At 36.5% G+C, this 21,764-nt stretch carries 24 protein-coding genes; 1 reads left to right on the forward strand and 23 read right to left on the reverse strand.

The features are described from left to right. Nucleotides 1-135: 135 nt before the first annotated feature. From MKY90_RS21335 to accB, 15 genes are all read right to left on the reverse strand, one after another. On the reverse strand, nucleotides 136-1,110 hold the full coding sequence (locus MKY90_RS21335) for a tyrosine-type recombinase/integrase (protein ID WP_002099536.1): 975 nt from the start codon (nucleotides 1,108-1,110) through the stop codon (nucleotides 136-138). Between the two features lie 153 nt (nucleotides 1,111-1,263). Next, a complete protein-coding gene (gene spo0A, locus MKY90_RS21340; protein WP_002015081.1) occupies nucleotides 1,264-2,058 on the reverse strand; it encodes a sporulation transcription factor Spo0A in 795 nt (264 codons plus the stop codon). Between the two features lie 286 nt (nucleotides 2,059-2,344). After that, the gene (gene spoIVB, locus MKY90_RS21345) at nucleotides 2,345-3,637 is read right to left on the reverse strand and encodes a SpoIVB peptidase (protein WP_002015079.1); all 1,293 of its coding nucleotides are present in this window, start codon (nucleotides 3,635-3,637) and stop codon (nucleotides 2,345-2,347) included. 119 nt (nucleotides 3,638-3,756) lie between these two features. Continuing rightward, nucleotides 3,757-5,496 carry a DNA repair protein RecN gene (gene recN / locus MKY90_RS21350; RefSeq protein ID WP_341092508.1) on the reverse strand — a complete coding sequence of 580 codons (1,740 nt, stop codon included), beginning with the start codon at nucleotides 5,494-5,496 and terminating at the stop codon, nucleotides 3,757-3,759. Nucleotides 5,497-5,767: 271 nt separating this feature from the next. After that, nucleotides 5,768-6,217, reverse strand: a complete 450-nt coding sequence (argR, locus tag MKY90_RS21355) for an arginine repressor ArgR (protein ID WP_002015076.1) — start codon at nucleotides 6,215-6,217, stop codon at nucleotides 5,768-5,770. Nucleotides 6,218-6,359: 142 nt separating this feature from the next. Beyond that, nucleotides 6,360-7,199: a TlyA family RNA methyltransferase gene (locus MKY90_RS21360; RefSeq protein ID WP_002015074.1), complete on the reverse strand. Its 840-nt coding sequence runs from the start codon at nucleotides 7,197-7,199 to the stop codon at nucleotides 6,360-6,362. A gap of 3 nt (nucleotides 7,200-7,202) precedes the next feature. Then, nucleotides 7,203-9,095, reverse strand: a complete 1,893-nt coding sequence (dxs, locus tag MKY90_RS21365; protein ID WP_002088566.1) for a 1-deoxy-D-xylulose-5-phosphate synthase — start codon at nucleotides 9,093-9,095, stop codon at nucleotides 7,203-7,205. A 307-nt stretch (nucleotides 9,096-9,402) separates the two neighbouring features. Continuing rightward, complete coding sequence (gene ispA / locus MKY90_RS21370; protein ID WP_061674771.1) at nucleotides 9,403-10,296, reverse strand: (2E,6E)-farnesyl diphosphate synthase; 894 nt, start codon at nucleotides 10,294-10,296, stop codon at nucleotides 9,403-9,405. Further along, entirely contained in the window at nucleotides 10,296-10,526 is a 231-nt protein-coding gene (gene xseB, locus MKY90_RS21375; RefSeq protein WP_000428422.1) for an exodeoxyribonuclease VII small subunit, read from the reverse strand. Before xseB ends, ispA begins: the two co-directional genes overlap by 1 nt. Next, nucleotides 10,516-11,874, reverse strand: a complete 1,359-nt coding sequence (gene xseA, locus MKY90_RS21380) for an exodeoxyribonuclease VII large subunit (RefSeq protein WP_002015068.1) — start codon at nucleotides 11,872-11,874, stop codon at nucleotides 10,516-10,518. The genes xseB and xseA overlap by 11 nt, the downstream gene beginning before the upstream one ends. A 26-nt stretch (nucleotides 11,875-11,900) precedes the next feature. Further along, on the reverse strand, nucleotides 11,901-12,761 hold the full coding sequence (folD, locus tag MKY90_RS21385; RefSeq protein ID WP_002067081.1) for a bifunctional methylenetetrahydrofolate dehydrogenase/methenyltetrahydrofolate cyclohydrolase FolD: 861 nt from the start codon (nucleotides 12,759-12,761) through the stop codon (nucleotides 11,901-11,903). 23 nt (nucleotides 12,762-12,784) lie between these two features. After that, complete coding sequence (nusB, locus tag MKY90_RS21390; protein ID WP_002067080.1) at nucleotides 12,785-13,177, reverse strand: N utilization substance protein NusB; 393 nt, start codon at nucleotides 13,175-13,177, stop codon at nucleotides 12,785-12,787. 348 nt (nucleotides 13,178-13,525) lie between these two features. Next, entirely contained in the window at nucleotides 13,526-13,918 is a 393-nt protein-coding gene (locus MKY90_RS21395) for an Asp23/Gls24 family envelope stress response protein (RefSeq protein ID WP_000807630.1), read from the reverse strand. Nucleotides 13,919-13,940: 22 nt separating this feature from the next. Beyond that, entirely contained in the window at nucleotides 13,941-15,293 is a 1,353-nt protein-coding gene (accC, locus tag MKY90_RS21400; protein WP_002015065.1) for an acetyl-CoA carboxylase biotin carboxylase subunit, read from the reverse strand. A 16-nt stretch (nucleotides 15,294-15,309) separates the two neighbouring features. After that, a complete protein-coding gene (gene accB / locus MKY90_RS21405) occupies nucleotides 15,310-15,798 on the reverse strand; it encodes an acetyl-CoA carboxylase biotin carboxyl carrier protein (protein WP_002015063.1) in 489 nt (162 codons plus the stop codon). A 471-nt stretch (nucleotides 15,799-16,269) separates the two neighbouring features. Between accB and MKY90_RS21410 the strand changes: the two genes are divergently transcribed. After that, complete coding sequence (locus MKY90_RS21410) at nucleotides 16,270-16,467, forward strand: hypothetical protein (protein ID WP_012261697.1); 198 nt, start codon at nucleotides 16,270-16,272, stop codon at nucleotides 16,465-16,467. A 58-nt stretch (nucleotides 16,468-16,525) separates the two neighbouring features. Here the strand turns inward: MKY90_RS21410 and MKY90_RS21415 are convergent, their stop codons facing one another. From MKY90_RS21415 to spoIIIAA, 8 genes are read right to left on the reverse strand one after another with little or no spacing between them, the layout of a single operon-like run. Beyond that, complete coding sequence (locus MKY90_RS21415; RefSeq protein WP_078184424.1) at nucleotides 16,526-17,182, reverse strand: SpoIIIAH-like family protein; 657 nt, start codon at nucleotides 17,180-17,182, stop codon at nucleotides 16,526-16,528. Nucleotides 17,183-17,197: 15 nt separating this feature from the next. After that, nucleotides 17,198-17,860, reverse strand: coding sequence for a stage III sporulation protein AG (spoIIIAG, locus tag MKY90_RS21420; protein WP_002088572.1), 663 nt, complete (start codon nucleotides 17,858-17,860; stop codon nucleotides 17,198-17,200). Beyond that, nucleotides 17,850-18,482 carry a stage III sporulation protein AF gene (gene spoIIIAF, locus MKY90_RS21425; RefSeq protein ID WP_002015059.1) on the reverse strand — a complete coding sequence of 211 codons (633 nt, stop codon included), beginning with the start codon at nucleotides 18,480-18,482 and terminating at the stop codon, nucleotides 17,850-17,852. Before spoIIIAF ends, spoIIIAG begins: the two co-directional genes overlap by 11 nt. A 12-nt stretch (nucleotides 18,483-18,494) precedes the next feature. Beyond that, on the reverse strand, nucleotides 18,495-19,667 hold the full coding sequence (spoIIIAE, locus tag MKY90_RS21430; RefSeq protein WP_002067101.1) for a stage III sporulation protein AE: 1,173 nt from the start codon (nucleotides 19,665-19,667) through the stop codon (nucleotides 18,495-18,497). 10 nt (nucleotides 19,668-19,677) lie between these two features. Further along, nucleotides 19,678-20,061 carry a stage III sporulation protein AD gene (gene spoIIIAD, locus MKY90_RS21435; protein ID WP_078172833.1) on the reverse strand — a complete coding sequence of 128 codons (384 nt, stop codon included), beginning with the start codon at nucleotides 20,059-20,061 and terminating at the stop codon, nucleotides 19,678-19,680. Between the two features lie 23 nt (nucleotides 20,062-20,084). Then, on the reverse strand, nucleotides 20,085-20,288 hold the full coding sequence (gene spoIIIAC, locus MKY90_RS21440; protein WP_000020914.1) for a stage III sporulation protein AC: 204 nt from the start codon (nucleotides 20,286-20,288) through the stop codon (nucleotides 20,085-20,087). A gap of 14 nt (nucleotides 20,289-20,302) precedes the next feature. Continuing rightward, on the reverse strand, nucleotides 20,303-20,818 hold the full coding sequence (gene spoIIIAB / locus MKY90_RS21445; protein ID WP_002088574.1) for a stage III sporulation protein SpoIIIAB: 516 nt from the start codon (nucleotides 20,816-20,818) through the stop codon (nucleotides 20,303-20,305). After that, nucleotides 20,812-21,738, reverse strand: coding sequence for a stage III sporulation protein AA (gene spoIIIAA, locus MKY90_RS21450; RefSeq protein WP_341092511.1), 927 nt, complete (start codon nucleotides 21,736-21,738; stop codon nucleotides 20,812-20,814). Before spoIIIAA ends, spoIIIAB begins: the two co-directional genes overlap by 7 nt. Between the last annotated feature and the right edge of the window lie 26 nt (nucleotides 21,739-21,764).

Raw genomic sequence — 21,764 nt, forward strand, 5'->3', positions numbered from 1 at the left:
AATTAGACCCCTTGCTATCCATTTTTGAAAAATGGTATAATACAAGTGCTGAATGTACGGAATATCCGTTATTTAGTTTTGAATTTAAACTTAACTTTCGGTCGCCTACTGCAATAGGCGGCTTTTTTCTTTGCTTTAAACTTTCAAGTGATTTAATGGTGAATGTTTTTGATATTTCTTACCTATTTCTGAATCTGTGAAATCTAAATAAGCTTTTTGAGTTACCTCTACACTAGAATGACCTAAAATACGTGATAACGAGGCCCAGTCTCCGCCATTTAGAATATAATACTTAGCAAAATTATTACGCAGTTGATGTGGGTGTATTGATACTCCTACTCTTTTCCCCGCTTCACGTAAAGATTTTTCAAAGTTTCGCACTTCTAATTGTGTTCCTCGAATTGTAGGGAACATATAATCACTATTTGAATAACGGTCTCGATACAATAACCAACGTTTTAAATCATTTGCCATTTTAAATGAGAAGTACGTGTAACGTTGCTGCTTATTTTTCGAGTTCTCAATTAAAATTGCTTTATGCTTAAAATCAATTTTTTCAGGAAGCAACTCTAAACACTCTGATATTCTCATTCCCGTATCCAATAGCAATCGAGTAACAATCCAATTACGATAACCATGAAATGTGGTAACATCAAAAACTCTTAATACACGTATGATTTCGTCTTCCGTCAACAAAGGTTTTTGCTTACGTTTCGGTTTAATGTTTTGAATGCTTTCGACAGGATTTATTTTAATTTCTCGTTCTACCTGGAATAAAAAATTAAAAAACACTTTGATATTACGTAAATAGTTAGCAATCGTTGTATCGCTTAGTGGCTTTTTGTAATCTGTCCGGTTATGCGGGCGATTAATATCATTTGCTATTGTTCTAGCAGCCACGGTGTACTTTCCACGTTCCTTTAAATACTTAATATACTGCCGAATGTGTACGGCCTTTACCTTTCCCGCTTCCTCCACTTGATACGTCTCTCTCATGTACAATAAAAATAAATTTAGCGTCTGGTCATAGCTTTTCAGCGTTTTAGTCGACAAATTTTTACTCGAACAATACAACATAAAATTATCTAGTTGTAATTCAAATTCAGTCAAAACAAAAAACACCGCCTCTCATTAGTTTGATTTACAAACCAATAAAAGACGGTGTTTATTAAAATGCATTAACATTATTTGTTGGTACGAAAAGAAGTTTGTTGGTAACTTTACATTACCGCTAAACAATCAAAAACACTGCTATATCAATATTTACGAAGCCTTATGTTCAAGTCTTAGCTTATCCGCAACCATTGCGATGAACTCAGAATTCGTAGGTTTTGCTTTTGACATGGATACAGTATAACCAAATAAGGACGAAATAGAATCAATATTCCCACGGCTCCAAGCTACTTCAATTGCGTGACGGATTGCGCGCTCGACACGGCTTGCTGTTGTATTATATTTCTTTGCAATATCTGGATATAATACTTTCGTAATAGATCCTAGTAATTCGATATCATTGTACACCATAGAGATTGCTTCTCGTAAGTACATGTACCCTTTAATATGAGCGGGTACACCAATTTCATGAATGATACTTGTAATACTCGCATCTAAGTTTTTCGGTTTTCCATCGATTGTTGTTGCTGATCGGAAAGATGGTAATGGACGTTTAATAGTAGCACTTTCCTTACCACTAACTTGACGAATATGACTTGTTAAATTCTCCATATCAAATGGCTTTAATATGAAATATGATGCCCCTAAATCAACCGCTTTTTTCGTCACATCTTCTTGTCCGAATGCTGTCAACATAATAACGCTAGGTTGTCTTAACCTTTCAATATGTCGCATTTTCTCTAGCACAGCTAGACCATCTAAATGTGGCATAATAATATCTAAAACGAGTATATCAGGCTGCTTTTCTTTCAATAAGTTTAAACATTCTTGACCATTGTAAGCAATTCCGATAACTTCCATATCATCTTGGGCAGCAACATAACTCTCTAGCATCGATACCAATTCTTTATTATCATCCACAAGACATACTTTAATTTTTTCCACAGTTTTTCCTCCCTTACCGAATCGATTCTTCCGACATGTGTAAGCTTCTAGGCTACATGAATTGTTCGACAATTGTGTGAAAATTCCCTTTAAAGTTTCTTACTTTCCGATAAAATCACAAAAAAATATGTTTATCGTTCATTTTTTTACTTTCGCAACACATTCCATCATAGAATTACAGCGAAACGTTCAACCCTTTGCTTATATCTTACAACAAAAAACAGCTCTTGCGGAGCTTTTACAAAATTTCAACGAATTTTTCAAAAGAAAAGCGAGCTAATATGTATTAGCTCGCTTTTTTCTCTTGATCATAAATATTAATTCCAGCCTCATGTAACATCCATTCAATATGAACACCGTATCCTGACGTTGGATCATTTACAAATACATGTGTAACCGCACCAATTACTTTCCCATTTTGTACAATCGGACTTCCACTCATTCCTTGTACAATACCACCCGTTTTTGCTAGTAAACGTTTATCTGTCACTTTTATAACCATACCTTTTGTAGCTGGGAACTTTTGTGGTACCGTACTAACAACTTCAATATCAAACGCTTCCACCTTATCTTGATCAATAACTGTTAATATTTTCGCTGGCCCTTCTTTTACTTGATGGGATAATGCGATAGGCATTGCTTTATCCATTATGCCGTTTGTCATATCTGTGTTTAATTTCCCAAAAATACCATACGGGCTATTTATTGTAATATTACCAATCACTTCACGATCCGGTGAAAATCTTGCTAATTTTTCTCCCGGGTTCCCGTGACTTCCTCTTTCAATAGACGTTACTGTCGAACGCATAATTTGTCCATCTTCTACTTGAATTGGCTTTTTTGTATCATTATCGGAAATTACATGACCAAGCGCTCCATATTTCATAGAATCTGGATGTACAAATGTCATCGTTCCGATACCAGCTGCTGAATCACGAATATACAGTCCAATTCGGTAAGAGGATTCACCATTGTCTTTTTGTGGTGTTAGCTTAGCACGAATATATTTTCCATCTCTTAATAAAACAAGATTAAGCGGTTCACCTGTTTCTCCACTATTATGAATAAATGGTGCTACATCACTCATTCTTTCAATTGTTTTACCATTGATTTCAGTAATCATATCTCCAATCTGTACACCAGCTGTTTCACCAGGAGATACTTTACCCTTTTCAGTTTGAATTAAATGATGGCCTACAACAAGTACACCTTTTGTGTTCAATTTTACACCAATCGATTGTCCACCTGGAATAACTTTAAAATCTTTTAATACTTTCACATTTACTTTTTTCACTGGAAAACCAGCAAGTTGAAACACCATATCAGCTTCACCATTTTGGTGAGAATTTACCATAAGTTCTTGTTCATTTGAACTTACAGTAAATACATTACGATTTGTAGATGCAGCCTTAAAAACTGGTAATGATGCTATTTCTGATTGTTGTCCTTCAAAAACAACAAGTTGCTTCGGCGATGAAATAAACGTTCGAAGCGGTTTAAAACATCCAATAAAAACTAGAGAAACAAGGAGACAAAGACCTATTATTTTTCGAAATCTTTCTAATTTCAATTTGTTCACTCTCCTCGCTCCTACCCCACATTCAGCCTCTTGGCTTCACTTTTTAATCTCTCCTTGCAGCGCTTTATTTATAACCGGAAGAATTAAGAAATCGTCATTTGAGAAAAAAAAGCTATCCATTACTGGATAGCCTCTGCTGTCTGTTTGAAATGATGCGCTTGCGTAAGTAACTCTTTCGCATGCTCTGTCGTTAAATCTGTAATTTCAACACCAGAAATCATTCGAGCAATTTCTGTTACTTTTTCATCCGTACTTAACACAGTAACCGATGTAATCGTACGATCATTCGCCACTTGTTTTCTAATAAATAAATGAGAGTCCGCCATTGAAGCTACTTGAGGTAAGTGCGTAATACAAAGTACTTGCGAGTTTACTGATACACGATAAATTTTTTCCGCAATAGCCTGTGCAACCCGACCACTCACACCCGTATCCACTTCATCAAAAATAACAGATGCAACACCTTGATGCTTAGAAAAAATGCTTTTTAAAGCTAAAATAATACGAGATAACTCTCCGCCAGAAGCGACCTTTGAAAGTGGCTTTAACGGTTCACCCGGATTCGTTGAAATATAAAATTCCACATGATCGTAGCCATCCGCCGTAAGTTTTACCGGTGTTCCTTCCACGAGAGGTTCTTCTATATTTCCTACCCTCTTCATAATTCTCACTTCAAATTTCGTTTTTTCCATATATAGTTCTTTTAATTCTTGATGAATAGCGCTTGTAAGATGATCTGCAAGCTCATGACGCATAGTACTTAACAACGTTGCTTCTTTTACAATAACACCTTCTAATTTCGTTAACTGCTTTCTCGTCGTTTCAATATGTACGTCTTTATTTTCAATCGTAAAAATTTCTTGTTCAATTTTATCAGCATACGCTAAAATCTCTTCTACAGTATTTCCATACTTTCTCTTTAACATACGGATTTCATTCAAACGTGTTTCAATTTCATCTAGACGTTTCGGATCATATTCCATCATATCTAATTTTTCTCTAAGCTGGTATGCAACTTCTTCTAATAAGTAATAACTATTTGCAATAGAATCATGATTTTCTTGATACGCTTCATCTAAGTGCGTAATACTCTCCATTTGTCCCATTGCATTTCTTACGTGATCCAATCCCTGTCCGTCTCCACTTAACGAACGATACGCATCTCCTAATGCTTTATAAATCTTTTCAAAATTGGAGATTTTTAATCGTTCCTCAGTCAATTCATATTCTTCATCCATTTTTAAATCCGCCTTACGAATTTCTTCATGTTGGAATTGAATTAAATCTAGACGATGGGCCATTTGTTGTTCATTTTCACTTAAAGATTTCAGCTGTTTTTTTAACTTCTCATAGTCTGTATATACATTTTGATATATGCCCAATTGTTTAACAATGCGATTTCCATCAAAATGATCAAGCATAAACATATGACGCTCTTCATTCATTAAATCTTGTGTTTCATGCTGTCCATGAATATCAACTAGCGTTTTTCCAATCTCTTTTAATATGCTGAGTGTAACAAGTTTCCCATTTACACGACAGACACTTTTTCCGTTCGCAGCGATGTCACGCTTCAAAATAATCATGCCATCTTCTATTTCTATATCTAACTCTTCTGCCTTTGCGATACATGGATGCTTGTCATCTTCTACATAGAATAAGCCTTCTATCTCAGCCTTTTCTGTTCCATATCGAACAAATTCTGCTGAACCACGGCCACCAACAAGCAAACTAATTGCATCAATAATAATGGATTTTCCAGCTCCTGTTTCACCACTTAAAACGGTTAAACCTTTTTGAAAAGAAATATTTAATGCCTCAATAATAGCAAAGTTTCTGATCGATAATTCCGATAACAATGCCCCATTCACCTCGTTATAAACTAATCCCCCTATTAAGGGCTTTTCTCAGTATTCTTCATTCAAATAGTTATACTATATGTTTGTATGTATAAATTACTCTTCTAACCCGCTCCATTGTACCAAACATTCGTTTTACGGGTCAATCCACCTATTTTCTAACTTCATTCAAAAAAAATAATGTATTGTATTTGAAAATCCGTATTTTTCGCCAATAAAAATATCTTGTTTACTTTCCACTTTACAGAGGAAAGTAAACAAGATTTTTCTGTTAAAGCATATTTAAGAAACGATCAGAGACAACACCTGTATCTTCAGGTGTACGGCAAATAATTAAGCAAGTATCATCACCACAAATGGTTCCGACGATCTCATCCCACTCTAAATGATCAATGAGTGCCCCAAGTGAATGAGCGTTACCAGGCAATGTTTTTAGCACAAGCATATGTCCTGCCGTGTCTAATTTTACAAATGAATCCACTAGATTTCGTTTTAATTTTTGCAACGGATTAAATCGTTGATCTGCTGGCAAGCTATATTTATAGCGGCCATCATGTAATGGCACCTTCACTAAGTGCAGTTCTTTAATATCGCGCGATACTGTTGCTTGCGTTACATTAAACCCCACATTACGTAAAATATCAACTAGTTCATCTTGTGTTTCAATTTCTTTGTTAGCAATAATTTCCCTGATTTTAATATGGCGCTGACCTTTATTCATACATTTGCACCTCACACTATCTCTTACCATAGTTTAAACATTGGTATACTTCATTTATTTATGTTACCGTATAATCCATTACTTGTACACAATTGTTTTTACAATCATTATACGATTACAACAAAAAGAGGAACAACATATGTTATTCCCCTTTCCCTTTTTGTTTTAGAACATCATGTGCTTCTGTAACAACTTGTTCAATAGAAACCGGAGAATGATTTTCGCCATTCTCACGCTCACCGTGCCACTTTAGATGAATTAAAAATTCAATATTTCCATCCCCGCCTGTAATTGGTGAGAATGTTAAACCTTCGATATTATAGCCTTCCTTAAGAGCAAAATCGACAATCATTTCCACGACAGCTTCATGTACTTTTCTATCACGAACAATGCCTTTTTTCCCGACTTGTTCTCGTCCAGCTTCAAACTGAGGTTTAATCAATGCAGCTACATCACCATTTGGCATAAGCATTGTTTTTAAAACCGGCAATATAAGCCTTAATGATATAAATGAAACATCAATACTTGCAAACTGCGGTAAACCACGCTCTAAATCTGCCGGTGTCACGTAACGGAAGTTCGTTCGTTCCATCACAACAACACGCTCATCTTGACGCAATTTCCACGCAAGTTGATTATATCCTACATCTAATGCGTAGGATAACTTCGCCCCATTTTGAAGCGCACAGTCTGTAAAACCACCAGTTGATGAACCAATATCTATCATAACCTTATCTTGTAAATCAAGTTGAAATGTTTCTAGTGCCTTTTCAAGCTTATAACCACCACGGCTTACATACGGCATGACTTGCCCTTTCACCGTAATCTCCGTATCTTGTGAGATTTTCTCCCCTGGCTTATCGAGTCTCATTTCATTCGCATATACAAGACCTGCCATAACAGCACGTTTAGCCTTCTCACGCGTTTCTATAAGTCCTCGCTCTACTAATAGTACATCTACTCTTTCTTTTTTTACGCTCATTTGTTACGCCCTTTTTTGTTTTGATGGAATCATTGTATGAATACGGTCTACAACAGCATCTGTTGTTAAACCAATTTCTTCTAACAGTTTTGTTACACTACCATGCTCTATGAAGCGATCAGGAATACCCATTCGTTCAATTAAAGCACTATGGTATCCGTTCTCAGAAGCAAATTCAACTACTCCCGTTCCAAAGCCACCGATTAAACAAGCCTCTTCAATCGTTAAAATCGGTATATTTTTCCCTAAAAGCTCATGTAAATATGCTTCGTCCATCGGCTTAATAAAGCGAGCATTCACTACTTTCACTGATACTCCAGCTTGTTCAAGACGCTCAGCTGCTTCCATTGCCATCGGGATTGTCGTACCAAACGTTAAAATTGCTGCTTGTGTGCCTTCTTTTAACGTTTCCCATGTACCGATTGGAATCGCCTTTAATTCTTCATCCATTTGAACGCCAAGTCCATTTCCGCGTGCATAACGTAAAGCAATCGGTCCATCTTCGTATTGCATCGCTGTATATACTAAATGTTGACCTTCATTTTCATCTTTCGGCATCATAAGCACCATATTCGGCAAGTGACGTAAAAACGCGATGTCAAATACACCTTGATGCGTTTCACCGTCTGCTCCTACTAATCCAGAGCGATCTATTCCAATGAAAACATTTAAATTTTGGCGACAAATATCATGAACAACTTGGTCGTATGCTCTTTGTAAAAATGTTGAATAAATTGCTAAGAACGGCTTCATCCCTTGTGTTGCCATACCAGCTGCCATTGTTGTAGCATGCTGCTCTGCAATACCTACATCAATCATGCGATCCGGAAATTCTTTTTGGAATTTCTCAAGTTTCGATCCAACAGGCATTGCAGGCGTAATTGCAACGATACGTTCATCCGTTCTCGCTAGCTTAAGCACTGTTTCACTAACAACAGCACTCCATGCTGGTGCAACTTCTTTCGGTTTAACGAAGTCACCTGACTCAATTTTATACGATCCTGTTCCATGCCAAGTTCCAATAACGTCACTTTCAGCTGGTTTATAACCTTTTCCTTTTTTCGTAATAACATGAACAAGTACTGGGCCTTTTGTTTTCTTTGCATATTGCAACGTTTCGAATAACTTTTCATAATCATGCCCATCGACCGGACCTAAATATGTAAAGCCTAATTCTTCAAAAAAGACGCCTGATACTAGTAAATATTTTAGACTATCTTTTATTTTCTCTGCTGTCGCAGCAACTTTCCCGCCGACTGCTGGGATTTTCTTCAATATATACTCTAGTTCATCTTTTACCCAATGGTACTTCCCTGCGGTACGTAAACGACCAAGTACATTATGAAGTGCACCGACGTTTGGTGCAATTGACATTTCATTGTCATTCAAAATAACAATCATGTCCGTTTTTTCATGCCCAATGTGGTTCAATGCCTCTAAAGCCATTCCGCCTGTTAATGCACCATCGCCAATGATTGGTATAACGTATTCTTCCGTTTTCTTTAAATCACGTGCTAGAGCCATTCCCATTGCAGCAGATAACGATGTCGAACTATGACCAGTTTCCCAAACATCATGCTCACTCTCGCAGCGTTTTGGAAAACCACATAGACCTTGGTATTGCCTTAATGTGCCGAATTCTTTCGCACGCCCTGTTAAAATTTTATGTACATAGGATTGATGTCCTACGTCCCATAAAAACTTATCTTTCGGACTATCAAATAATTTATGCAGAGCAATTGTGAGTTCTACTACACCTAAATTAGGTGCAATATGTCCACCTGTTTGAGAGAGCTCTTCAATTAAAAACTTACGAATATCCTCACTCAACCCCTCTAGTTCACTGATAGACATATCTTTCAAAAAACTAGGGTTTTGAATTTGCGTTAGATCCACATGGATCACTCACTTTCATTTCATAATCTGTCAACATGTCAAATATTATAAGAAACATTTACACAACACAAGAAATTATCTTTTCTATTCTTTTTATCTTGTCCTGCTTTCAGAAAACACTTCCATTTTTTCACTTATCATATTATACATCATATTTCTTTACGTGATGAAAAAAATAGCCGCTAACACGAAGTGATAACGGCAATGTAATCTACATATATTTTTGCCAATAACAAGAAAAGAAAAACCTTTCCTACATTTATATCATAAAATGATGAATGACTCAACAAATGGAAACGCTGTTATATTAGTTATTACGTTTTGCGATTAAATCACAAATAGATAGTAAATATTCATCTTGTAATTGTAAGGAGCTAATAGAATCTTTTGCTTTTGCAATTTTCTCCTCTAAAATAGATTTTGCTCTATCTACAGTAAATAACGTCGTATATGTGCTCTTCTCGTTGGAAGCATCACTACCAATCGGTTTTCCAATCTCTTCTTCTGTTCCTTCTACATCCAAAATATCATCTCTAATTTGGAAAGCTAGACCGATATATTTCGCAAATGCAAGTAACTTCTCTTCTTGCTCTTCTGTAGCATCAGAAAGTATCGCACCTGCAAGTACAGCAAACTCAAGCAGTTTACCTGTCTTATGATTATGAATGTACTCTAATTCATTAATTGTAAGTCGTTTTCCTTCAGCTTCCATATCTGCCACTTGTCCAGCAACCATTCCTTCAGGTCCTGCTGCTTTCGCAAGCTCAAGTACAAGTCTTACTTTTTTTTCAGCAGAGATTTCTTTTTGCCCATATGCCATAATAACTTGAAAAGCATATGTCAACAAACCATCTCCTGCTAAAACTGCCATTGCTTCACCAAATACTTTATGATTGGTAGGCTTTCCTCGTCTTAGATCATCATCATCCATACAAGGTAAATCATCATGAATTAACGAATATGTATGAATCATTTCAAGGGCACAAGCTGCACCCACTCCAAGATTTCTTTCTTTCCCAAACGCTTGTAACGTTGCAAATAAAAGTAACGGGCGGAGACGTTTCCCACCCGCTTCCAAAGAATATGCCATCGCTTCACGAAGCACATTTGGACATTGTAATTCATTTGCATAGCTTACAAGCTTTTCTTCTACGAAAGTTTTACTCTCTTTCAAAAAAGCATCAAAAGCTATATGTGTCACTATGCTTCATCTCCTAAAGCAGTAAACGGTTTAAGCTCTCCATCTTCCCCAAGGATAACTGCCATTTGTTCTTGTACATCTTTCAATTTCTCATCACAAAGCTTAGATAATTCCATGCCTTCCTTAAAATAAGAAATTGCTTCCTCTAAAGGTACATCACCTTGTTCAAGCTTAGAAACGAGATGCTCAAGCTGCGAAATTGCTTCTTCAAAGCTTAACTTATTTTCCATTATTCAATTCACGCTCCTCTATGCTTGATACGCTACAATCTAGTATTCCATCTTGTAATTGAACCGAAACAGCATCTCCAAGGCTAACATCTTTCACGCTTTTTAATACTTGTTTCTCTTCATCGTATACAAGCCCATACCCTCTCATCATTACTTTAAGCGGGCTTAATACCTCAAGCTTTTGAGCCGCTCTCACAAATACGAACTCCTTCGTTTGAAGTAAGGTTTGCATTTCACGTTGCAACTGCTTTTGCAACGTTTCAATTGCCGTTTTCGTTTGTATAATTTTTTGAGATGGGTGGTGCTTTTCTAAATAAAATGAAAGTTGCTTTAATTGATTTACTTTTTTATCTATATAACGCTCTTTCGCTAAAACAAGTTGTTCAAGAGCCCTGTCTAACTGCTCTTCTTTTTGCTCGTACACTTGCCTTGGATAACGGAACGCATAAGATTTTTGTAACACTTGCAGTTTTTCTTCTTTTTTATGTACTCTCTCTCTCATTGCTCTTTGCAATCTCAGAGTTCTTTGTAATACCTTTTCTTGTAACTCTATAGTATTAGGTACCGCCAGCTCAGCTGCTGCAGTCGGTGTTGGTGCACGTAAATCCGCGACAAAATCTGCGATTGTAAAATCTGTTTCATGGCCTACAGCCGAAATAATCGGAATCTCACTTGTGAAAATTTCTCTTGCAACTACTTCCTCATTAAAGGCCCATAATTCTTCAATAGAGCCTCCACCACGTCCAACAATTAAAACATCAATATCTCCCATTTCATTCGCTGTACGAATTGCTTGTACAATCGAGGGAGCTGCTGACTCCCCTTGTACAAGTACAGGAAATACAATAACATTTCCAATTGGATAACGACGTTTAATTGTTGTTATAATATCGCGAATTGCTGCTCCTGTTGGCGACGTGATTACACCTATTGTTTTAGCATACGGAGGAATTATTTTTTTATAAACTTGAGAAAACAAGCCCTCTTCCTCTAAACGAACTTTTAATTGCTCATAAGCTAAATGCAAGTTTCCAATTCCGTCAGGCTGCATGTCTTGAATATAAATTTGATAAGAACCACTCGCCTCGTAAACAGAAATCTTTCCTTTTACAAGTACTTTCATTCCATTTTCCGGTCTGAATTTAATGTTACGATTATGACCCGCAAACATAACCGCTGCAATTCTTGCATTTTCATCTTTCAATGTAAAATACATATGACCACGACTATGATATTTAAAGTTGGAAATTTCTCCTTTTAACCAAACAGACTGTAAATGCGGATCATACTCTATTTTTGTTTTAATATAGCGTGTTAATGCTGTAACGGTTAAATATTGTTTCTCCATTTCTCTCTCCTCATAGCCGATTCAAATTATTGACAAACAACACCTGCACGCTTTGCAGACTCCACAGTGTTGTGAAGAAGCATTGTAATAGTCATTGGGCCGACTCCTTTTGGCACAGGCGTAATGTAACCTGCAACGTCTAATACATTGTCAAAATCAACATCACCACAAAGTTTGCCTGTTTCTAAACGGTTAACACCAACATCAATTACAACCGCACCCTCTTTAATATAGTCAGCTGTTACCATTTTCGGTCGTCCAACGGCTACGATTAAAATATCAGCTAACTTCGATAATTCTTTTATATTTTGCGTCTTAGAATGACAATATGTGACAGTTGCATTTTCATTTAAAAACAGTTGCCCCACTGGCTTACCAACAATATTACTTCTTCCAATTACAACAACATGCTTTCCAGAAATATCAAGATTCGTTTCTTTTACTAATTCTAAAATGCCATGCGGTGTACATGGAAGGAATGTGTCTTGTCCCGTCATCATACGTCCTACGCTGATTGGGTGAAATCCATCTACATCCTTTTCCGGTGAAATTCTTTCAATGATAGCTTTTTCTTCAATATGTTTTGGTAAAGGTAATTGTACCAATATGCCATTAATGCGGTCGTCTCCATTTAAGCGATCGATTTCAGCAAGCAAACGCTCCTCAGTAATCGTTTCAGGAAGTTCAATTAGCTCTGAATAGATTCCTACTTGCTCACAGCCTTTTTCTTTTCCTTTTACATAAGAACGAGATGCTGGATCTTCTCCAACTAAAATAACTGCTAATCCTGGTACAATCCCTTGCTCTTTTAACTTCACAACTTTTTCTTTTAATTGTGCTCGTTTTTTCTCCGCAACTTCATTTCCTTTGATGATTACTGCTACCATTTTAAGTTTCCCCCTTAAAGAAATTACAGTGTATCTTTTATATTAGATAAAACGCCGTTAATAAAACGACGAGATTCCTCATCCCCAAATGTTTTTGCGATTTCAATTGCTTCGTTAATTGTTACATTGTGCGGAATTTCTTCCATGTATTTCATCTCACACACAGCTACACGTAAAATACTGCGATCAACAATACTAATACGCTCAAGCTTCCACTTTTTTAAATTTTGACGAATTGCTGCGTCAATCTCTTCTTTGTTGTCTACAAATCCTACAACAAGTGATTCTAGAAACTCATTTGTTTCTTCGCCTTCATCTAGCGTATTTTCCACCGCTACTTTCGGTTCCAATTCACCTGTAATATCCATTTGGTATAATGCTTGCATTGCTCTTTCTCTAGCCGTCCTACGTTTCATTGTAACTCTCCTTTATACTTCAAGTCTTTCCTTATGTTTTGTTATATTATTATAATTTATAAGCCGTCAATTCACTTACTCTTGCAGTTTTCATTGATTTTCCAACCTTATAATACAATGATAATAACACAATTTATCGTTTCACACACGGGGTACAAGGCTGAAAAATAATAAAAAGATTAACTTCAAGTTCCATATCTTATCACAATGTACGTTTTTTGGAAAAATGAAACATACCGTTTTATTTTTCTTTTTTTTTGAAATAGTATAACAATTAGAGGGTTTTAATTTGTGAAGAAATGAAACGATAAAAAAGATGCCTATTTTACTAGGCACCTTTTTCCACTCTTACACTGGTTCGATTTCTGTTTTTTGTGTTTCGAATGTTACGCCAACGATGTGAACGTTCACTTCTTTTGGCTCAAGTCCTGTCATTGTAAAGAGTGCTTGGCGAATATTGTCTTGAATTTTTTGTGCAACAACCGGAATCGCTACACCAAAATACATCACAACATAAAGGTCAACAATAATATCTTCGTTTGCCAATTCAACCTTTACACCTTTACCATGATTTTTCTTACCTAACTTCTCAACAACATCTGTAGCAAAATTACCACGCATTGCCGCTACACCTTCTACTTCAGCAGCTGCAATACCTGCAATTACTTCGATTACTTCTGGTGCAATTTCTACTTTTCCAAGAGTTGTATCTTGACCCATATCTAACATATGTTCAGCCATGAAAAAAACCTCCTTTAATGTATCACTGCGTCACAAGTTCATGCTCTTCCAAAAATTTCGTGTTAAACTCACCTTTTACAAAATCAGGATGCTCTAGCAATTGCAAATGGAACGGGATTGTTGTATGTACGCCTTCAATGACAAACTCACTGAGCGCTCGCTTCATTTTTGCAATTGCCTCTTCACGTGTTTTTCCGTGAACAATTAATTTAGCAACCATCGAATCATAGAAAGGTGGTATTGAATATCCCGGATATACAGCTGAATCGACGCGAATACCAAATCCGCCTGGTGGTAAGTACATTTCTACTTTACCTGGAGATGGCATAAATTTTTTGGCAGGGTTTTCCGCATTAATTCGACATTCCATTGCCCAACCATTAAATTGTACTTCTTCTTGCTGTAACGATAACTTTTCTCCAGAAGCAACAAGAATTTGTTCTTTAATTAAATCCATCCCTGTTACCATTTCAGTAACTGGATGTTCAACTTGGATTCTCGTATTCATCTCCATGAAATAAAAGCTTTTCGTTTTATATTCATAAATAAACTCAACCGTACCAGCACCTGTATAATCAACCGCTACCGCCGCTTTAACTGCTGCCTCACCCATTTGCTTGCGAATATTCTCATCAAGTGCAGGTGATGGACTTTCTTCTAATAGTTTTTGCAGACGGCGCTGAATTGTACAATCACGCTCTCCTAAATGAATGGCATTTCCATGTGTATCTGCCATTATTTGAATCTCAACATGGCGGAAATCTTCAACGTACTTCTCCAAGTATACACCAGGGTTCCCAAAAGCGGTACTGGCTTCTTGCTGTGTAATTTGAATTCCTTTTACAAGCTCTTCTTCATGGCGCGCAACACGAATACCTTTTCCGCCGCCACCTGCAGTCGCTTTAATGATAACTGGATATCCAAGTTGATTAGCAAGCTCGATCGCTTCTTCGGTATTTTTAATAATCCCTTGTGAACCTGGTACAATCGGAACCCCTGCTTCTTTCATTGTATCACGTGCAACGTCTTTTGTGCCCATCTTTGAAATGGCTTCTGGGCTTGGACCGATAAAAATCAAGTTACACTCACGGCATAATTCTGCAAAATCTGCATTCTCTGCTAAAAATCCATATCCCGGATGAATTGCATCACAACCTGTTAATTTCGCAACACTAATAATGTTCGTCAAATTTAAATAGCTTTCTTTTGAAATCGTTGGTCCAACACAATACGCTTCATCTGCAATTTGCACATGAAGTGACTCTTTGTCTGCTTCTGAATAAATTGCAACTGTTTCAATATCCATTTCTTTACAAGCACGAATAATTCGTACAGCAATTTCCCCACGATTGGCTATTAATACTTTTTTTATCATCACAAAGACTCCCTTATTACGCTTTTACAAGAAATAGCGGTTGTCCATACTCAACAAGCTGTCCGTTATTAACAAGAATCTCAACAATTTCGCCCTCTACATCTGCGTCAATTTCGTTAAATAATTTCATAGCTTCAACAATACATACGATAGAATCTTTCGATACTCTGTCCCCAACACTTACATATTGAGGTGTATCAGGCGAAGAAGAGGAATAAAATGTCCCTACCATCGGTGATGTGATTTTATGTAGGTTTTCATCTTGAACAACTTTCTTCTCTTCTTGTTTTGGCGCTTCTACTTGCGCTGCCGCTACTGCTGTTTCTACTTCGACAGATGCTGCTGGCTGTACTACCTGTTTCGTTACCGGTGCTTGCACAGTAACTATTTCATTACCACGTTTTTTCATTTTGATTGTTGTACCGTCTTTTTTGTATTCAAATTCATCAATATTAGAGCTATCAATTAATTTAATTAATTCACGAACTTCTTGAATTTTAAACATGTAAAATCCACTCCCATACTCTTGTTTGTCCCGTTTTTACAGATTGGCATCAAACTGATTTACTGTAAAAATACGATGTATTCTATTAGAAAATTTATTCCTATGACATTTACTAATAGAAATATTTACTATTCCCATCTTACGCTAAATTTTTTAAACATTCCAATTTATATTTCTTTATTATAAATCGAAACTCCTGTAAAAATATTATTCCACCAAAAAATTATTACCTAGTAATAATACCAAGTTTCACACAAAATTGGCAAGACCACTTCCTAAAAAACATTCTTTACTTTTTCAAAACTGCAAAGTGTAAAAACGTAATTCCCTCAGCATTCTTCATTTTATCCACGGTAAAAAAACATATTTTTACCAAATATTATTTTTTTGTTTACGCGCCGTTCATTCTTCCTTCATAAAAGAATAGTATGTTCAAAGTGTAGCAAATTTATTGTAGTGAGGTGCGGACATATGATATGGCTCATCCTGTTCTTGCCTGCCGTAGTGATTTGGACATTGGTCCTCTTCATTCACGTCAAATCTGGAAAAACTAATCACCATCATCACGAACCATTAATCTTTTACTCACAGCGTATTTCCCCGTTTCCAATTGAAAATACTAAATACAACTGCAAAGATGAAATAGAAAAAAGCTATCGAAAACGATAGCTTTTTTCTATTATTCTTTTATCTAATTTGAAGCAGCAACACCTATTATAATTTCAATTTATTTTACTGATGGATCAAATTTCACACCTACATCTTTTGAACCACCTTCACTTCTTACGAGCTGAATAATTTTATTCGCTTCTTTTTGTGAATGCTTTGCCGATTTAACTGTTACTTTAATGTCTGTTCCATCAGCTCTTACAAGAGCATCCTTATATCCGCCTTGAGATTTAATCACTGTCTCAAGTAATTGTTGCTTCGTTTCCATCGTAGTGATTGCATCAAGATTATCTTTCGCTTTACTCTTTTCTTCTGCTGAAGATTTTGATGACTTCATTACATTTTGTAACTTTTCTTTCTCTACACTACGCTGATCTTCCATTTGCATACGTAGCGCTGTAAAATTCTCATCGCTTGATTGAACTGTTACGCTAGCCTCTTTTTTACTTGTTTCTTTTTTGTCATTCTCTTTCTTGTCTGTTTCTTTATTTGTAGTTTCCTTGCTTGTATTTTCTTTTGTTGTCTCTTTATTTGCAGTTTCTTTCGTTGTTTCTTTTGTAACTGCTTTATCAACACCTTGCTTTTCTTGTCCCATCTTTTCACCCGTTGCCGGTGCTGCTGTATTCATTTTATCAGGAGTTGTTACGTAATAAACAGATAGTACAACCACTAAACTTAACATCGTTAATAGCCAAACCGTTTGTTTTTTTAACACTTTATTTCCTCCCTATCAATTTTTCGGTGATACTGAAACGCGATGAGCTGGTACATCTAATAATCGCGTCACAGCTTCTTTTACCATTGCTTTTATTTGTATATTATCCACTCCCTTTGCTACGACCAGAACACCTCGTACTTTCGGTTTCTCTGTTCGCAAAACAATTGGAGTTTCTTTATCACCTTCACGTATAATGACTGTCTTTTCATCAAGAGACTCGTCTTCTACTTCCCTTTTCCCGCCTGCTTTATCAGTTTCACCTGTCGTTTGTGAACGTTTTACTGTATTTTTCTCGAGTATTTTTTCTTCAGATGAATCTAAGTTCACTTTAATAGTTACATCTTTTACTCCGGCTATCTCTTCTAAAGAAGCTTTCAATTCTTGTTCATACGCTTTTTCGTATTTTTCTACATTTGACATATTATCATTGTTTTTTTGACCGAAAGTTGGTACATCTTTATCTTGGCTTTGACTTGTCTTTTCTTTAAACACAGGCACTTCTTCTTTTTTAGGTGATAAGAAATTACTAGAAAACATAAGCGCAATCCCAAGTATGAGTAGGACAAGCAAAAACTTAGGTGTTACCTTTTTCCCCTTCTCATTACTTTCTTTTCCATCCCCATTTAATAGGTTTCGAAAAAATGAGAACCTCGAATTTTTATCTTTATTGTCCATTTACGCTACCTGTCCTCCCTTCCATCTGAACTTGGATTTGTTTATCCTCTAGTTGCCACCTGCTTGAAAAGAAATCTTTCATTTCTACATTCGTTTCTTCTATTTTTTTTGGAGGTTCTTTCATATTAATTTCAATTGGCTTTACTGTTTCGATTGCATCATTTTTACTACGTTCTTTTTCTTTCAACGTCACAACAACAGATTGAATATCTTTCGCTGACTTTACTTCTTCTGCATGTTCCACTGCGACTATTTGTATTTCAGAGACTGTCATACCATACTTTTTCTCAAACTCTTTTCCTACGTCTTTTTTCATTTTGGTAGCCATCTCTTCTAAACTATATGCACGTGTTAGAGCTTGTATTTCTTTTTTCTTCGAATCTATCGAATTTTTTACAGATCCATCTGCTACGTACTTTTCCTCATTGAAATTTGCGATAACTTCATTTACATCTGTTTGTAACAACTTAAATAGAGGCGTTAAAATTAATACGACTAACAATAGACTTACAACGAATTTAACGTACTTTTGCAAATTTGAATTTGGAAGAATAAGATGAAGCATTGTCGCTAAGAGTAAAAAAACGATAATATTTCTAATCCACTCTGTAACAAATTGCATACTCTTCACCTCCTACCGCATCATGAGAGTAATGTTCCCGGCAGCAATAATAATTGTGATACTTAAAAAGAACATAAATGATACGATAGCTAAGCAAGCAAATACGTAAATGATACTTCGTCCAATGATATCTAAGCATTGAATAATTGCTCCTCCGCCTACTGGTTGCAATACTGCTGCTGCGAATTTATAAATAAACGCGATACAAAAAATTTGAATCGCTGGGAAAGCGACAATTAAGCATAAAATAACGAGCCCGATAATTCCGACTGTGTTTTTTAATAATCCAGATGCACTAATAACAGTATCCGCCGCCTCAGTAAACATCCTTCCTACTACAGGAATGAAATTTCCTGTTACAAATTTAGCCGTTTTCACAGCTATACCATCAGCAACGGCTGACGCTGTTCCCTGTACAGATAATACGCCTAAAAAAACCGTCAAAAAGATACCAATAATCCCAACACTAACGTTTTGCAAAAGCTTGGACAATTTCGTAACTTTATATTGATCACTCATCGTGCTTACAATACTTAATATAGTTGCAAGTAATAAAAGTGGTAGAACGATATAGTTCATAAGAAGCCCACTCGTATTCATTAAGAAAATGATGATTGGATGAAAAAATGATACAGAAACAACACCGCCGCCTGTTGCTACGAGTGCAAGTAAAATTGGTAATAACGCTAGTATAAAATCTACCATTGTTTGTATCGTCTCTCTTGCATATGTCATAACGACATAAAAACTATTTAAAGCGAAAATAATAAGTACCATGTATACGACTGCATCAGCGATTTTACTCACGCTACTCTTTGAAAAAGCAGATTGCAACGATTGCAACAATGCACTGAAAATCGTGAGCATAATGAGCGTTCCGAGTAACTTTCCATTTGCAACAAGCTCATGAAATAAATATTTTAATAGACCTATCATCCACTCTTTTATGGAGAACTCTTTTTCTCCCTTTACAAACTCCATAAAGCTTCCTTTTTGACTCTCTGGTAAATAGCCTCCATACTTTGTAACAAGCCCGTCCCAAAATTGCTTCACATCTTCAATTCCGAGCTTATCCAATTGTTGATCAACGACGTTTGTTTCTATAGGAGAAGCTTGTACAACAATCGGTAAAGAAAAGAAAAGGAAGCAAGCAAATAATAGCTTAGCTCCAAACTTCCTCAACATTCACTCCCCCTTATCCCGTAGGTAAAAAACCGAGAATTGTTTCAATTACAACCGTCAAAATAGGAATTGCCATGACGAGAATTAAGATTTTCCCAGCTAATTCAATTTTCGAAGCGATTGCACCTTGACCAGCATCCTTTGTAATTTGCGCACCAAACTCAGCGATATAAGCAATCCCTATAATTTTCAATAACGTTTCTACATATACGTTGCTAACCTTCGCTTCACTCGCCACTCTCTCAATCATTTGTAAAATAGAATGAATTTGATCGATTAAGAGAAGAAACATCATGCTACCAATGAACACAATAAATAACGATGTAATACTAGACTTATGCTGATTTAAAACAGCAGCTAAAAATGTAGCAACGAGGCCTAATCCGACAATTTGTATAATTTCGATTCGAACCGCCTCCTTTACTGGAAGAGAAAGACACTTTTAATCTTGTCGAATAGAGTATTAATTAAAAATGCAACATGAAACAAAATAACGACAAAACCGACAAGGATAACCCAATTTGCAATATCCTCTCGCTTTAATTCTTTTAGTACAGTATGAATGAAAGCTAAAACAATGCCGATTCCGGCGATTTGAAATATTAATCCAACATCAATGGACATCGCCTTTCTCCCCCCTATAGCAGTAAAATTACGATAAGTAGCCCTGCTAGTACCCCTAAACTCTTTATCATTTTTTCATATTGTAGTTGTAATGCTTTCGCTTCTCCTTCTTCTCTCTCCAAATGTGTAATACATAAGCGAATATGTTTTTGCTGTGATTCACGATCATGTTGTCCAAGTGTTTCACCAAATTGTTGTAAGATTTCATACTCGGTTTGTTTAAACGCCGTTAACGTCCAGTTCTCCTTCAAACTATCAATCCAAGCTTCTCTAACTGTTTGCTCCCCGTCCTCTAGCCGTTTCGAAAAGCTTTGAAATATCCAATTTAACGGCTTCGGCATTTGTTTGACTAAACGCTCTGCAGCCTCAGATAACGGCGTGTGTCCATACATAATTTCAGCTTCTAATGATTGCAATGCTGCCTTCAATAACCTAAGTTGCCGCGGTCTCTCACTGTACCTTTTAGCGTATGAAAATCCGAAAAAAGTGCTAACAGCAACTATTAATACCGCACCAAATATTTTCACCATACGCCTTGAACCTTTCTATGGGATAATACTGGTTTTCCATCTCTATCTTTCACTTGCATAACTGTTCCTGGCCCTCTCGCTTTTGATAATTCCACAAACCTATCAAATACACCAAGTTCCAGCACCGCCTGTAACGATGGACGTTTCACAACATCATCATAAGAAAATCCATGTGCACTTATAAAAAGCTGAACACCTGCATGTACCGCCTCCATAATCGCTTCACTATCTTCTTTACGTCCAATTTCATCTACGATTAATATGTCTGGGCTCATAGAACGAATCATCATCATCATTCCTTCAGCTTTTGGACAAGCGTCTAATACATCTACTCGCACGCCAAAGTCATATTGCGGGATTCCTTTCACACAGCCCGCAATTTCTGATCGTTCATCAACAATCCCCACTTTACATGAAGGAATTTCCGAAGCACTTACACCTTGACTCATACAGCGTGCTACATCTCTTAAAAGTGTTGTTTTCCCCGTTTGCGGTGGGCCAATTACCATCGTGTTTAACCATCGCGATTCATAAAGGTATGGCAGAAGCGGCTCAGCAATCCCTATTTTTTGACGGGCAATACGAATATTAAAAGAAGAGACATCTCGAATCATTTTCACTGCGCTTTTTTCTGTAATGACTTTTCCAGCTAGGCCAATTCTATGTCCTCCTCGTAGTGTCACATATCCACGTTTCAATTCCTCTTCCATCGTATAAATTGAGAATTGACTTAATTTATTCAATAAATGGATTGCATCTTCCGCTGTAGCGATATAGTCATAGAAAAACACTTCTCCATGTGCAATACACTCTAGTGGCCTTCCAATTCGAACGCGAATTTCCTCTAGAGTATCGTATTGTTTACAGCCTTCAACTAACTGTCTCATCGCTTTCGGTAAAACTTCTAATACTTCTTTCATAAGCTTCTCCCCACTATACTCGACTT

The sequence above is a fragment of the Bacillus sp. FSL P2-0099 genome (assembly GCF_038007445.1).
GTDB lineage: Bacteria > Bacillota > Bacilli > Bacillales > Bacillaceae_G > Bacillus_A > Bacillus_A mycoides.